Origin of the sequence: Stenotrophomonas sp. FR010 (genome assembly GCF_047520755.2) — a bacterium.
GTDB lineage: Bacteria > Pseudomonadota > Gammaproteobacteria > Xanthomonadales > Xanthomonadaceae > Stenotrophomonas > Stenotrophomonas sepilia.
Genome location: NZ_JAXBQT020000010.1, coordinates 75,376 through 88,758, shown reverse-complemented (window position 1 = coordinate 88,758; position 13,383 = coordinate 75,376). Strand labels below are relative to the sequence as shown.

The 13,383-nt window shown below is 67.2% G+C and carries 13 protein-coding genes; 5 read left to right on the top strand and 8 right to left on the bottom strand.

Features of this window, described 5'->3' with window-relative positions:
• Window positions 1-238: 238 nt before the first annotated feature.
• The 5 genes from ACM0PK_RS11080 to ACM0PK_RS11060 form a co-directional block, all read right to left on the bottom strand.
• Window positions 239-496, bottom strand: a complete 258-nt coding sequence (locus ACM0PK_RS11080; protein WP_111200435.1) for a hypothetical protein — start codon at window positions 494-496, stop codon at window positions 239-241.
• Window positions 497-681: 185 nt separating this feature from the next.
• Entirely contained in the window at window positions 682-1,422 is a 741-nt protein-coding gene (locus ACM0PK_RS11075) for a DNA alkylation repair protein (protein WP_065186317.1), read from the bottom strand.
• Window positions 1,419-1,919, bottom strand: a complete 501-nt coding sequence (locus tag ACM0PK_RS11070; RefSeq protein WP_065178810.1) for a MarR family winged helix-turn-helix transcriptional regulator — start codon at window positions 1,917-1,919, stop codon at window positions 1,419-1,421. Before ACM0PK_RS11070 ends, ACM0PK_RS11075 begins: the two co-directional genes overlap by 4 nt.
• 71 nt (window positions 1,920-1,990) lie before the next feature.
• On the bottom strand, window positions 1,991-3,289 hold the full coding sequence (locus ACM0PK_RS11065) for a sensor histidine kinase (RefSeq protein WP_111200437.1): 1,299 nt from the start codon (window positions 3,287-3,289) through the stop codon (window positions 1,991-1,993).
• Between the two features lie 32 nt (window positions 3,290-3,321).
• Window positions 3,322-4,029, bottom strand: coding sequence for a response regulator (locus tag ACM0PK_RS11060; RefSeq protein WP_061478145.1), 708 nt, complete (start codon window positions 4,027-4,029; stop codon window positions 3,322-3,324).
• Between the two features lie 121 nt (window positions 4,030-4,150).
• Here ACM0PK_RS11060 and ACM0PK_RS11055 point away from each other — a divergent pair, with 121 nt between their 5' ends.
• Window positions 4,151-5,059, top strand: coding sequence for an aspartyl protease family protein (locus tag ACM0PK_RS11055; protein WP_180885489.1), 909 nt, complete (start codon window positions 4,151-4,153; stop codon window positions 5,057-5,059).
• A gap of 68 nt (window positions 5,060-5,127) precedes the next feature.
• Entirely contained in the window at window positions 5,128-6,288 is a 1,161-nt protein-coding gene (locus ACM0PK_RS11050; RefSeq protein WP_414607612.1) for a serine hydrolase domain-containing protein, read from the top strand.
• Window positions 6,289-6,358: 70 nt separating this feature from the next.
• On the opposite strand, the gene ACM0PK_RS11045 is transcribed toward ACM0PK_RS11050, so the two are convergent.
• From ACM0PK_RS11045 to ACM0PK_RS11035, 3 genes are all read right to left on the bottom strand, one after another.
• Complete coding sequence (locus ACM0PK_RS11045; RefSeq protein ID WP_061478148.1) at window positions 6,359-6,970, bottom strand: DUF6445 family protein; 612 nt, start codon at window positions 6,968-6,970, stop codon at window positions 6,359-6,361.
• Window positions 6,971-7,107: 137 nt separating this feature from the next.
• The gene (groL, locus tag ACM0PK_RS11040; RefSeq protein WP_005411226.1) at window positions 7,108-8,757 is read right to left on the bottom strand and encodes a chaperonin GroEL; all 1,650 of its coding nucleotides are present in this window, start codon (window positions 8,755-8,757) and stop codon (window positions 7,108-7,110) included.
• A gap of 81 nt (window positions 8,758-8,838) precedes the next feature.
• Window positions 8,839-9,126: a co-chaperone GroES gene (locus ACM0PK_RS11035; protein WP_414607611.1), complete on the bottom strand. Its 288-nt coding sequence runs from the start codon at window positions 9,124-9,126 to the stop codon at window positions 8,839-8,841.
• A 311-nt stretch (window positions 9,127-9,437) separates the two neighbouring features.
• Here ACM0PK_RS11035 and ACM0PK_RS11030 point away from each other — a divergent pair, with 311 nt between their 5' ends.
• The 3 genes from ACM0PK_RS11030 to ACM0PK_RS11020 form a co-directional block, all read left to right on the top strand.
• Window positions 9,438-11,228: an endonuclease gene (locus ACM0PK_RS11030; RefSeq protein ID WP_414607610.1), complete on the top strand. Its 1,791-nt coding sequence runs from the start codon at window positions 9,438-9,440 to the stop codon at window positions 11,226-11,228.
• 68 nt (window positions 11,229-11,296) lie between these two features.
• A complete protein-coding gene (gene cutA / locus ACM0PK_RS11025; protein ID WP_180885460.1) occupies window positions 11,297-11,635 on the top strand; it encodes a divalent-cation tolerance protein CutA in 339 nt (112 codons plus the stop codon).
• Window positions 11,632-13,383 (top strand): protein-disulfide reductase DsbD domain-containing protein (locus tag ACM0PK_RS11020; protein WP_495498526.1); only part of this gene is annotated, 1,752 nt, incomplete at its 3' end. The genes cutA and ACM0PK_RS11020, both read left to right, overlap by 4 nt.

The following is a 13,383-nucleotide window of genomic DNA, read 5'->3' as shown; positions in this document are numbered from 1 at the left end:
CAGGTTCGCTGGCGGCTTTCGGGAATGCGTCTGAAGCTTTCTTCAGGGTGAGCGCAGTCCTTCCTCCGCCAGTGGCTTCGGAAAGTAATACCAGTAAAAGCGGGTAGCGGCTGCGTTCATGGGATCTATTGATAGCACAGCTTTTGCGCAGTGCAAAATGTTTCATCCGCAACTGGGGGCGCGGTTCAGTGATGCGCCTGACCGCGCAGCCCACGCGGTGGCCGCCGTGCAAGGTCGCTCATCTGCCATGCACTTCCACGTCCAGCAGCAGGCCTTCGTGGATGTCGGCCCAGCGCTCCAGCACGCGGTCCAGCTCCTGCCGGGCCTCGTCCAGCTGCTCGGGATTGAGTAGGGAACGGGTGGTGTAGAGATCGGACACCAGCCGGCGCAGTACCGCTTCCGGGATGGCCACCGCGGGCCCTTCCATCTGCGGCAGCTGCAGTGACGGCGTATCGCCCTGCGGGCCGTACAGCGTTACCTGGAGCGTGCTCTGCATGATCAACTTCCCTGCGGATGGACATGGGCAATGTCCTGTTTACCGCGTCCGGGTGACAGACGCATGTGCCATGCGCCTCCGGAGGCGCTGTTACAAGGTGGCCAGAGCGGTGTAGAGCTCGATGAGGGTGTAGGACCTGGAAGGCCTTCCTTGAGGTTGATGAGGTTGCCGGCCAGCGGCCGGCACTACCGCAACGAGCGCATGGCGCGTTTGCGGATGTAGGCATTGGCATCGCCAGGGTGCTGCTGTTGCCATCGTGCGCACAGCTCACGCAGCCACTGCGGGCGAGTCTTGCCGGCATCGTTGAGCCAGTTCCCGACCGAGTCCTGCACGTAGCGCTCCGGGTCGTTAGCCATTGCTTCCAGCATCGGCAACGCGAGTTCTGGATGCTGCTTGAACAGCGCGATATGCGTGGACCACACGCCTCGTGGGCGCAGCGCTTCGCAGGCGAAGCGGCGCAGGTAAGGCGATGCTTCCTGCGTCCACACCTGCAGGTACTCAAGCGCCTGCAACGGTGCGGCAACGATGTCGCTGCGCAGCGCCAGCCATGCCCATTCGCGCACGCCGAAGTGCGGGTCGTCAGCCAGCGGACGCATCGCCCGCAGCTTGGCCGGCAGCGCCGCGCCGGCATTGCTGCCAATCAGGTAGCAGGCCCAGCCACGCACGGTGTCTGATGCGTGTGCCTGCCAGTGCGCGGGATCACCCTGCCCGGATTCGTGCAGCAACCGCGCCGCCAGCGCCATGCGCTGGGTGATGCCCTTGCCGGAGGCGTCGCGCATACATTGCAGCGCTTCCGGCTCGAGCACAGGTGCCACCCCCTGCAACAGCGCGGCGAAATCCACTGCCAGGCATTCGGCCAGATGCGTGGCAGCGGCACCACCGCTGTTGAGTGCACGCAGCCGTTCCGCGGGAATGGGCGTGCTCATGCGGAGGCTTCCCGCCCGGTGTCCGTGTGCTGCCACACCTTGTGCAGCAGTTGTGACAGCTGCTGCCGTTCATCAGCATCCAGGCCGTTGAACAGGCCGCTGATCCATTGTGTGTGCCGCTCGAACAGCGACTCGGCCAAACGCTTGCCCGGTGCGGTCAACACGATCTGCAGACGACGGCCATCCTCGTCATCGCTGCGACGCTGCAGCAGGCCTTCGCGCTGCAGGCCATCGAGCAGGCCGCTGATGGTGGCCCGGGTCACGCCAGCGCGCTCGGCCAGCGCGTGCGGCGCCAATGCGCCGCCGGCCCCGTGCAGCAGGAACAGCACGATGAAGCGACCCTCGCTGAGCCCGTGCGGTGCCAACCGTGCAGCGCAGTCGCGATCGATCGACGAGGACAACGAGAGCAGCTGGAAGCACAGGCGCAGCTGCGCGATGTTGGCGTGGCCGCGCCGCTGCGCTTCCTCCAGCAACGCCTGATGCTTGGCTTCGATCATCCTTTCCTCACTGAATGATTAGGCACCTAATCATATCGAGGAATGGCCAGTGGAAGCAAATCGGAGTTGACTCAGGAAGTGCGTCCCAGCAGCAGCCGCGCGATCAGCCCCCCGCCCTCGCGGTGCAGCAGCTGAAGTTCGCCCGCGTGGCGCTTCGCCACGTTTGCAGCCACGGCCAGTCCAAGTCCGGCGCCCCCGGTGGCGCGGCTACGCGAGCCCTCGCTGCGCTGGAACGGTTGCAGCAGGCGTGCGCGATCGATCTCGGCGATGCCAGGGCCGCGGTCCATCACGTCCAGCTGCACTCCATCCCCCGCCATGGCGACCCACAGCTCCACGGCGCCCGCGTAGCGCTCGGCGTTGTCGATGAGATTGTCGACCGCGCGCCGGAGCAGCAGCGCATCGCCATGCCACGGCAACGTATCCGGGCCCTGAAGGGAAATGTCGACCCCGCGCAGCAGCGCCGCCTGCACGCAGTCCTCCAGCAGCGCTGAAAGATCCAGCATCCGCATCTGCAACGGCTGCAGCTCACCGCGTGCGTAGTCGAGCACCTGCTCGATCATCGTATCCATGCGCTCGATGTCTGCCACCATCCTGGCAGCCTGTGGCGCGGGAGCGAACTCCGCGCGCAGGCGCAGGCCGGTCAAGGGCGTGCGCAGGTCATGCGCCACGGCCGCCAGCATATGCGTCATGTCCCGTGCCTGGGCGCGCAGACGTTCGCGACCAGTGCTGATCGCTGTGGCCAGTACCTGCACTTCGCGTGGACCGTCATCAGGCAATGGCGTTTCGGCCTGCAGGTCGACCCGTGCGCTGGCTTCAGCCAGGCGTCGCAGCGGGCGGCCCAACCGGATCGCCGCCCACGCCGCCAGAGGGGCCAGCAGGATCGCACCGCCCAGCAGGGCGAGCATCACCTGGCGGCGCCAGGCCGCCAGGTCACTGTGGTCGCTGCCGACCACCCGCCATCGGCCATCGGCTTGCCGCATCCCCAGTTCGAACGGCGGCCACTGCATGGCGGTCAGCAACGCGGCCTGCGATTTCAGCACGCCAGCACGAGCGGAGGCGTCCAGTACCGCGCCACCCTCGATGACCTGCACATCGGGCGCCCTGCCCTGCCCCGTCCACACCAGGCGTACATTCCCGGCCGGCAGGTCCATCTGCAGCGCCGCCAACTGGGTGAGCCAGTCACTGGCGCTGCCCCGGGGTGGCGCGTCCTGCGTTGACATATGCAATCCCAGTGGCGCCGGCGCCTGTTCCCCACGCAGCACCTGCATCGCATGGTCCAGCCGCATCGGTGGCGGCGCGGGCCGGGGCATCCACCCCACTACCGCCACGCTGACCAGGGTTGCCAGCAGCAGGCTGGCCAAGGCCAGCATCGCGATCCAGCGGGTGGTTGACCACCGGCTGCTCACAACACCCCTACCTCCGCGTTGAAGCGGTACCCTTCGCCACGCAGTGTCTGCACAAGGGCTTCAGCGCCGGACGCGGCCTGCCCGAGCTTGCGGCGCAGGCGGCTGATCGCAAGGTCGACGGCACGGTCCACGCTGTCGCTGGCTTCTCCGCGACTCAACTGCAGCAGCTGTTCGCGCGCCAGCACCCGCCCGGGACGTTCAGCCAGTGCCAGCAGCAGGGAGAATTCACCGCGGCTCAGCACCAGTTCGGCGCCATCCGGCGCGAACAGGCGACGCTGGTCAGGCAGCAATCGCCAGCCATCAAACCGCAGCTCGCTGGCCACCTGTGCGCGCAGCTTGTCCTGCCTGCGCAGCAGCGCGCGAACCCGCGCCAACAGCTCGCGCGGGTCAAACGGCTTGGCTAGGTAGTCGTCCGCGCCCATCTCCAGGCCGATCACGCGATCCGGCGCGGCCCCCATCGCCGACAGCATCAGGATCGGGATCGCCCGCGCCTGCAGCCGGCGGCAAACCGACAGGCCATCCTCACCGGGCATCATCCAGTCGAGGATGATCAGGTCAGGACGTTCAACCTGCAGCAACACGTCCAGCGCTGTTGCATCCGCCGCCACACGCACCTGGTAGCCGTGCAGCAGCAGGTGGTCGGCGATGGCGTCGCGAATGCTGGCATCGTCATCGACGACGATGACGCGGATGGGAGTGTTCATTGCCTCAGTATCCCGCACCTGTGTATCAGGACGGTATCAATGCCGATATCGCGGTGATACGCCGCTGCGCGCCAATGGTCGCCCACGATCACTGCGGAGTCTCCCCTTGCGCCTGTTCCTGATGCCCCTGTTCGCCATCCCCTTGCCGGCGCTCGCCTCCGATGCCGCCGAGCACGTCCTGCCGATGTGGATGCAGGGCGGTCATCCGGCAGTGGCCGTCTCGCTGGACGGGCGTTCAGAGCCGCTGCGCTTCGTGGTCGACAGTGCCGCCGGGGCAACCCTGGTCGATGCACGCGTAGTGCGGCGCTATGGTTTGCAGGATGCGGAAGCGGCAATGTCGCAGGCCCAGGGCGCGAGCGCGAAGGCGGCGCGGTTGCAGCGCATGCGCAGCACAGCGTGGCAGCTGGGCAGTTGGCAATTGAAGGCCAGCGGCATGCAGGTCGACCTGTCATCGCTGGCGAAGGGCGATGATCCGGCCATTGACGGCTTGATCGGCAACGACCTGACCGGGCGCTGGGACACCCGTTGGGACTTCGGCCGCAATCAACTGGCGCTGTGGACACCCGGCGGCTTGGACCTGGAAGGGCCGGGTTGCCAACCCAATGCGCTGCCCGGCCGCGATGACGGCCTGCGCCAGTTCGGCTTCATCACGCTTGCCTTGGGTACGCCCGGCGTGGACGCCATCGCCGTGGTCGACACCGGTGCCGCGCAGACCGTCCTCAACGCCGAAGCAGCCCGCGCACTGGGCCTGCGCACCGACGGCAGCGATGCTCGGGTGCGTGCACGTGAAGAGGGCACCGAGGGGCTGGGTGGCGGTGCACAGGCAACCTGGCTGTACACCCTGCCCGGCATGACCGGCGGCAACTGGCAGCACCCGCCGATGGAGGTCCGGATCAGCGAACTGCCGGTGTTCAGGGCGATCGGCCTGGAGGCGCGACCGGCCTTGATCCTCGGTGCCGACGCGATGCGCGGTGGCCAGGTGGACATCGGTGCGGGTGCCGCGCGGATCTGCCTGCGCCGACCCGGCTGACGTCCGGCGCATGACGGCGGGAGCTGGCAGGCGTAGCATCGCGCCACGTCCCGCCAGGAGTTCCACGCATGCGCCGTGCTGTCCTGCTGTTGCTGACGCTGCTCCCGCCGGCCGTGCTGGCCGGGCCGCCGCTACCCTCGCCCGCGCGCATCGATGCCGAAGCACAGCGGCTGATGCAGGCGGCGCATGCGCGCGGGATGGCGCTGGCGGTGATCGATGGCGGCAAGGTGGTACACGTGGCCGCCTACGGCGAACGCAACGCCGCAGGCGAGCCGCTGCGCACCGATACCGTGATGTACGCCGCCTCGCTGACCAAGATGGCGTTCGGCCACCTGGTCGCACAGCTTGCCCAGGATGCGCGGATCGAGCTGGACGCCAGCATCGCCACGGCGCTGGACAAGCCGCTGCCGGACTACCCGCCGGAGCCGAAGAAGTACGCCGACTACAGCGTACTGGCCGATGATGCGCGCTGGCGCCAGCTCACCCCGCGCCTGCTGCTCAACCATTCCAGTGGCTTCGCCAACTTCGGCTTTCTCGAACCGGATGGCCGGCTGAGGTTCCACTTCGATCCCGGCAGCCGCTACGGCTATTCCGGCGAAGGGCTGATCCTGTTGCAGTTCGTGATCGAGCGTGGACGGCTTGACCAGGACGTGGGTGCATTGATGCAGCGGCAGGTATTCGACCGCTTCGGCATGGTCCGCACCAGCATGATGTGGCGTGAGGATTTCGCCGCCAACCTGGCCGATGGCTGGACAGCGGAAGGCACGGCCGAGCCGCACGATGAACGCAGCCGCGTGCGTGCGGCCGGTTCGATGGATACCACCATCGCCGACATGGCGCGCTTCGCCGCCGGCTATGTCCGCGGCGATGGGCTGTCGCCTGCAATGCGCAGGGAACTGGTGCGGCCGCAGCTGCCGATCACCACCGCCAGCCAGTTCCCCACGCTGCAGCCGGAGCTGCCCGTGGCGCAGCAACGCAAGGATCTGGCCGCGGGCCTGGGCGTGGTGACGTTCCGCGGCCCGCAGGGCGCAGGCTTCTACAAGGGCGGCCACGACGATGCGGTCGGCAACACGCTGGTGTGCATCGAACGGCACAAAAGCTGCGTGGTGATTCTGGGCAACGATGTACGGGCGGAAGCTGCGTTCCCGGCACTGGTGGCATTCGTACTGGGCGATACCGGCGTGCCGTGGCAGTGGGAGTATGGTGCGGCGAAGGCATTCGTCGAATGAGGGTGCGATCACGCCTGCATGGCGAACGCGGCCAGGGGGGAGCATCCACGCCATGCGTGGATGGCACTCCTCAGCGCGCCTGCTCGAAGAACATCAGGTACACCAGCCGGCCATTCTCCGGTCGATCACCGAACGCCGGCCCGGCGGTGTGCCAGAACCAGGGCCGCAGCAGCACCAGCCGGTTGAAGCGCATCGGAATGCGCATGGTCATTTCCCACTGGCTGTCGTCGTTGCTGTCGCGCTCGATGATGTCGCGATGCATGTCGCCGCCGTTGGCGTAGCCCAATGCGGCCAGCTCCGCCGCGTCCAGCGCCATGCGCTCGGTGCCGGTACGGCGATGGCGGAAGAACTCGGTGCCGCCCTCGCAGTGCTCCGGTGCACTCAGGTAGAGAATGCCCGACCAGTGCGAGTGGTCGGCGTGTACCTTGGCGCGGCCGATGTCGCCGGCGAGGGTAAGGCGGAACTTGCCGTGCGACTGCAGCGGGTTGACCGGCCGCAGCGGTTCGTTGACCAGTCGCGAGACCGCACCGGACAGTCCCTCCAACTCCAGCCGCTGCTGTGAATTGCGGCCGGGGAATGCGCCCTCCTGGACGGGATAGTCCAGGCCCAGTGCCGCCTGGCGCAACCCCTGCGCATCGGCGGGAGAAAGGAAGTCGTCAACGACGATGAACGAAGTAGGCATGGTTACCGAGCGTAGCGATGCACTGCGGCGACGGCAACCGGGCAACGAAAAACCCCGCCTTGCGGCGGGGTTCTTCTTTACATCACATCGGGAAGGCGTGCCGACCGAGGCCGGCAACGACCGCCGGAGGCGTGGACTTAGAAGTCCATGCCGCCCATGCCGCCCATGCCACCCATGCCACCAGCGCCGCCCATGGCCGGCTCGTCCTTCTTCGGAGCTTCGGCAACCATGGCTTCGGTGGTGATCATCAGGCCGGCGATCGAGGCCGCGTTCTGCAGGGCCGAACGGGTCACCTTGGTCGGGTCCAGGATGCCGAACTGCAGCATGTCGCCGAACTCGCCGGTGGCCGCGTTGTAGCCGAAGCTGCCGGTGCCTTCCTTGACCTTGTTGATGATGACCGACGGCTCGTCGCCAGCGTTGGCCACGATCTCGCGCAGCGGGGCTTCCATCGCACGCAGGGCAATCTGGATGCCGTGGTTCTGGTCTTCGTTGGCACCCTTCAGGCCGGCCAGCGCGGTGATCGCGCGGACCAGGGCAACGCCGCCGCCCGGGACCACGCCTTCTTCAACGGCTGCACGGGTGGCGTGCAGGGCGTCGTCGACGCGATCCTTCTTTTCCTTCATTTCGATTTCGGTCGAGGCGCCGACCTTGATCACGGCAACGCCGCCGGCCAGCTTGGCCACGCGTTCCTGCAGCTTCTCGCGATCGTAATCCGAGGAGGTGTCCTGGATCTGGGTCTTGATCTGCGCCACGCGTGCATCAACGTTGGCCTTGTCGCCGACGCCGTCGATGATGGTGGTGTTCTCCTTGGAGACCTGCACCTTCTTGGCGCGGCCCAGGTCCTTGATGGTGGCCTTTTCCAGCGACAGGCCGACTTCTTCGGAGATCACGGTGCCGCCGGTCAGCACGGCCATGTCTTCCAGCATCGCCTTGCGACGGTCGCCGAAGCCCGGGGCCTTGACGGCCACGACCTTGACGATGCCACGGATGGTGTTGACCACCAGGGTCGCCAGCGCTTCGCCTTCAACTTCCTCGGCCACGATCAGCAGCGGCTTGCCGGCCTTGGCGACGCCTTCCAGCACCGGCAGCAGGTCACGGACGTTGGAGATCTTCTTGTCGTGCAGCAGGATGAACGGGTCATCCAGGTCAGCGGTCTGCGACTGCTGGTTGTTGATGAAGTACGGCGACAGGTAGCCGCGGTCGAACTGCATGCCCTTGACCACGTCCAGCTCGTTGTCCAGGCCCGAGCCTTCTTCAACGGTGATGACGCCTTCCTTGCCGACTTCCTTCATCGCGTCAGCGATGATCTGGCCGATCGACTCGTCCGAGTTGGCCGAGATGGTACCGACCTGGGCAATCGCCTTGTCGTCGGCGGTCGGCTTGGAGATGTTCTTCAGCTCGGCGACGGCAGCCGAAACGGCCTTGTCGATACCGCGCTTGAGGTCCATCGGGTTCATGCCGGCGGCAACGGCCTTGGCGCCTTCGCGGATCAGGGCCTGGGCCAGCACGGTGGCGGTGGTGGTGCCGTCGCCGGCATCGTCGTTGGTGCGCGACGCGACTTCCTTCACCATCTGCGCGCCCATGTTCTCGAACTTGTCAGCCAGTTCGATTTCCTTGGCGACGGAGACGCCGTCCTTGGTGATGGTCGGGGCGCCGAAGCTCTTTTCCAGCACGACGTTGCGGCCCTTCGGGCCCAGGGTGGCCTTGACGGCATTGGCGAGAACATTGACGCCGCGCACCATGCGCGAACGGGCGTCTTCACCGAAACGAATATCCTTGGCAGCCATTGCATTTACCTCATTGGTAGCGCCGGACGATGCCCGGCGGCTGGGAGTTTGGGATCAGGTTGAAACAGGTCGCGCCGGGGCTCAGCCGATAACGGCGAGCACGTCGTCTTCGCGCAGGATCTTGTATTCGACGCCTTCGCTCTTGTACGAGCTGCCGGCGTACTGGCCGTAGATGACCTTGTCGCCGACCTTCAGCGACGGCGCGCGCACGTTGCCGTTGTCCAGCGGCTTGCCCGGGCCGACGGCCACGACCTCACCCTTGGTGGACTTTTCCTTGGCCGAGTCGGGGATGACGATGCCACCGGCGGAGATTTCGTCGGCTTCGATCGGCTTGACCACAACGCGGTCGTGCAGCGGCTTGATGCTCATAGGAGACCTCTTAAGTGATTGATTGGTCTAAAAAAGTCCGGCGATGTTAGCACTCACCCCAGGCGAGTGCCAGAACCGCACGTGAAGAAACCCGACAACGTCGGGAGCAGGGCAGAGATGGAGCCCTGCCGCCCCCTTTCAAGGGCGGAATGAAAAAATTTTTTCGCCCGCGCGCCTCGGCCAAGGCGTCGGTCCAGATCAATTTCGGTGACAAGCGTCGCACTGTCAGATATCTGACGTTCATTTACGCCAAAGTGTCACTGGATCGGCCTTAGGCTCGGTCAGGCATTCCCAATCACAAGGAGTAGTCGATGCGATTGCTGTCCCCGCTTGCCGCCGCCTGCCTGCTGGCGCTGGCCGCTGCGCCGGTCCAGGCCGAGGTCTTCATCAATGAACTGCACTACGACGACAGCACCGCCGCCGGTGACGTCGGCGAGGCGATCGAGGTCGTAGCCACTGCCGGTGAGGACCTGTCCGGCTACCGCCTGTACCTCTACAACGGCAGCAACCCGTCGGCCGCCACCGTCTACGCCAACAATCCGGTCCCGGCCGGCACCGCCGCCGGCTGCGGCAGCGCCACCATCGCCGTGGTCAACTACCCGACCAACGGCCTCCAGAATGGTCCGAACGACGGCATCGCCCTGGTCGATGCCAGCGGCAAGGTGGTCCAGTTCCTCAGCTACGAGGGTGCCATCACCGCCTCCGGCGGCCCTGCCGCGGGCATGACCAGCCAGAACATCCCGGTGGCCGAAAGCAACAGCACCGCGCCGGGTACGTCACTGCAGCTGACCGGCAGCGGCAGCCAGTACGCCCACTTCACCTGGGCCGAATCGGCCGGGCAGACGTTCGGCATCTGCAACAACGGCCAGACCTTCAGCGGCGGCGGCACGCCAGGCCCCAACACGCCGCCGTCAGTCTCCACCACCACCCCGGCGCAGGGCAGCAGTACCTTCCCCGCTGCCGCCGACCTGGAAGTGGTGTTCAGCGAGACGGTGAACCTGGCCAGTGGCGCCTTCGCCCTGAGCTGCGGCACCTCCGGCAGCGTGCCGCTGACCTTCCCGGCCAGCGGCCGCAGCGTGAAGCTGTCCACCAACACCGCGCTGGTGGCCGGTGAAGCCTGCCGCTTCGACATCCGCGCCGCGCGCATCACCGACCTGCAGGGCGCGCATCCGGCCGCCGACAGCCGCATCGCCTTCACCGTGGCCAGCACCGGCGGCAATCCGGACCCGGGCAACCCGGGCGTGCCGGCCGGCTACTACTCCAGGGTCAACACCAGCAGCCCCAGCCAGCTGCGCTGCTCGCTGCACGCCACCATCAAGGGCCATACCGCTTACCCGTACAGCGGCTCGGGCACCAGCACCTGGACCATCCTGGAAATCGCCGACGAGGATCCGAACAACCCGAACCGCATCCTCGATGCCTACCGCAACCGCAGCTACGCCAAGGTCAGTGATCGTGCGGGCACCGGCAGCGGCCTGACCTACAACCGCGAGCACACCTGGCCGAACTCGCTGGGCTTTGCCACCACCACCGGTGACAAGGGCCTGCCCTACGCGCCGTACACCGACACCCACATGCTGTACCTGACCGACGCGCAGTGGAACGCCGACCGTGGCAACAAGCCGTTCGCCAAGTGCGATGCCAGCTGCGGCGAGCGTGCCACCGAAGCCAACAATGGGCAGGGCGGCGGCAGCGGTGGCTACCCGGGCAATTCCAACTGGGTGCGCACGCCGGACGGCAACACCGGCACCTTCGAGGTGTGGGGCAAGCGCAAGGGCGACATGGCGCGTGCGGTGATGTACATGGCGATCCGCTATGAGGGTGGCAAGGATGCGGCCACCGGTCAGTCCGAGCCGGACCTGGAGCTGACCGACGACCGCAGCAAGATCGTCAAGACCAGCAGTTCGCCGGCCTACATGGGCCTGCTGTCGACGCTGATCGACTGGCACCTGTCCGATCCGCCGGATGATGCCGAGCGTGCCCGCAATGACGTGGTCTACAGCTTCCAGGGCAATCGCAACCCGTTCATCGATCACCCCGAGTGGGCCACCCCGGCCCTGTTCACCTCGGCCAAGCCAGCCACCTGCCAGCTGGCCAACTGACCGCGCAACGCTGCGGTCCACTGCCGCCGCCGGGTCAGGGCCCGGCGGCGGCCCTATACTCGACGGTCATGCCGACCGTCGATCCCGTGCTGCTGCTGTTGACCACCTGCCCGGACCGGGCCAGTGCCGAGCGCATCGCGCACGCGCTGGTCGGCGAGCGCCTGGCCGCGTGCGTGACCCGCCTTGATGGCGTGCAGTCCACCTACCGCTGGCAGGACGAGGTGACCACCGATGCCGAGCTGCAGCTGCTGGTAAAGACCACCGCGAGCCGCGTCGATGACGCAATCGCCCGGATCGTCGAACTGCATCCGTATGAACTCCCGGAGTGCATCGCGGTCGAAACCCGGGCCGGCCTGCCGGCGTATCTGGACTGGATCCGGGCACAGACCCGGGAGGACACTGATTGAAGACTCTGTTTGCGCGTGGCGCTGCCTTGTGCGCCCTGTTGTGGCTCTCGCTGCCCGCCTTGGCCCTGGATGAGAAGGACCTGCTGCCGGTGGACCAGGCGTTCGCGCTGACCGCCACTGCCCCCGAACGGGGCCAGGTGCAACTGCAGTTCAAGATCGCACCGGGCTACTACCTGTATCGCCACCGCACCAGCGTCAAGGCGGATCCGGCCTTCAATGCCGGCACGCTGCAGATGCCCAAGGGTGACAGGCACCACGATGATTTCTTCGGCGAGGTCGAAACCTATCGCGAGCGCCTGCAGGCCACCCTGCCCGGCACGCCGACCGACGCCGCCGGCACCATCAGCCTGGAAGTCCGCTACCAGGGCTGCGCCGATGCCGGCGTCTGCTACCCGCCGCAGAAGCGCGTGGTGCAGGTCACCCTGCCGGGTGCCGGTGCGGCGGCCGCGGTGCCTGCCGCGCGTACCGGTGCCGCCAGTCCGTTCAACAACCCGCTGGCCGGTGCCGGCAACAGCGGTGGCCTGCGCCTGCCGGGCGCGGCCAACAACAGCCAGGCGCTGCCGCTGCCGTCGGAACAGGCGTTCGGCTTCGATGCCATCGCCAGCGACGGCAACACCCTGCTGCTGCGCTTCAGCCCGGCACCCGGCTACTACCTGTACCGCGACCGCACTTCGCTGAAGCTGGAAGGCAGCGCCGGCGTGCTCGCCGACAAGCCGCGCTGGCCGGCCGCGCAGTCGCATCGCGACGAGCACTTCGGCGATGTCTCGGTGTACTTCAACCAGGTGGAAGTGCCGCTGCCGCTGCGCCGCACCGTTACTGATGCGGTCGACAGCACCCTGGTGGTGACCTTCCAGGGCTGCCAGACCGATGGTATCTGCTACCCGCCGATGACCCGTCGGGTGAAGCTGTCGATTCCGGCCGGCAAGCTCAACGCCGGCACCGGCCAGGCGCCAGTGCGCGAGGAAGCCGTCAATGCGCTGCGCGCTGCCGGTGCGCCGCGTGAATCCGCCAATGGCGTACCGCTGCGCCTGCTGCCGACCGTACCCAACGACGGCAACGCCACTCCCGCCGCCACGGGCGGCCAGGGCGCAGGCAACGCGTTCGCCACCGACGCGCGTGGTGACAATGCGCTGCGCACGCGTCCGCCGGCGACCACCCCAAACCCGGACCGTTCGTTCGTCTGGGTGCTGCTGCTGGCGCTGGCCGGTGGACTGGTGCTGAACCTGATGCCCTGCGTGCTGCCGATCCTGTCGCTGAAGGTGCTGAGCCTGGCGCAGAGCGGCGAAAGCCCGCAGCGCGCCCGCAGCCACGCGCTCTGGTACACGTTGGGCGTGCTGGTCGCGTTCGCCGTGATCGGCGCATTGATGGTCAGCCTGCGCGCGATCGGCAACGCCGTCGGCATCGGCTTCCAGTTGCAGCACCCGGGCGTGGTGGCGGCACTGGCCTACATCATGTTCGCGGTGGGCCTGAGCCTGTCCGGCGTGTTCACCCTCGGCGGCGGCATCGGCAACCTTGGCCAGTCGCTGGCCAGCCGCAGCGGCCCGGCCGGTGACTTCTTCACCGGTGCGCTGGCCTGCGTGGTCGGCAGTGCCTGCGTCGGCCCGTTCATGGGCGGTGCGATCGCCTACGCCTTCATTGCCCCGCCGCTGAAGGCGATGACCGTGTTCCTGTTCCTCGGCCTGGGCCTGGCGCTGCCGTTCCTGCTGATCGGCTTCGTGGCCGCGCGGGCCCCCCCCCAGCCCAACCCC

What these genes read in the sequence shown, in the direction of transcription:
- ACM0PK_RS11080 (WP_111200435.1), bottom strand. Translation starts at nt 496, where the DNA reads ATGCAGAGCACGCTCCAGGTAACGCTGTACGGCCCGCAGGGCGATACG.
- ACM0PK_RS11075 (WP_065186317.1), bottom strand. Translation starts at nt 1,422, where the DNA reads ATGAGCACGCCCATTCCCGCGGAACGGCTGCGTGCACTCAACAGCGGT.
- ACM0PK_RS11070 (WP_065178810.1), bottom strand. Translation starts at nt 1,919, where the DNA reads ATGATCGAAGCCAAGCATCAGGCGTTGCTGGAGGAAGCGCAGCGGCGC.
- ACM0PK_RS11065 (WP_111200437.1), bottom strand. Translation starts at nt 3,289, where the DNA reads ATGCTGGCCTTGGCCAGCCTGCTGCTGGCAACCCTGGTCAGCGTGGCG.
- ACM0PK_RS11060 (WP_061478145.1), bottom strand. Translation starts at nt 4,029, where the DNA reads ATGAACACTCCCATCCGCGTCATCGTCGTCGATGACGATGCCAGCATT.
- ACM0PK_RS11055 (WP_180885489.1), top strand. Translation starts at nt 4,151, where the DNA reads ATGCCCCTGTTCGCCATCCCCTTGCCGGCGCTCGCCTCCGATGCCGCC.
- ACM0PK_RS11050 (WP_414607612.1), top strand. Translation starts at nt 5,128, where the DNA reads ATGCGCCGTGCTGTCCTGCTGTTGCTGACGCTGCTCCCGCCGGCCGTG.
- ACM0PK_RS11045 (WP_061478148.1), bottom strand. Translation starts at nt 6,970, where the DNA reads ATGCCTACTTCGTTCATCGTCGTTGACGACTTCCTTTCTCCCGCCGAT.
- groL (WP_005411226.1), bottom strand. Translation starts at nt 8,757, where the DNA reads ATGGCTGCCAAGGATATTCGTTTCGGTGAAGACGCCCGTTCGCGCATG.
- ACM0PK_RS11035 (WP_414607611.1), bottom strand. Translation starts at nt 9,126, where the DNA reads ATGAGCATCAAGCCGCTGCACGACCGCGTTGTGGTCAAGCCGATCGAA.
- ACM0PK_RS11030 (WP_414607610.1), top strand. Translation starts at nt 9,438, where the DNA reads ATGCGATTGCTGTCCCCGCTTGCCGCCGCCTGCCTGCTGGCGCTGGCC.
- cutA (WP_180885460.1), top strand. Translation starts at nt 11,297, where the DNA reads ATGCCGACCGTCGATCCCGTGCTGCTGCTGTTGACCACCTGCCCGGAC.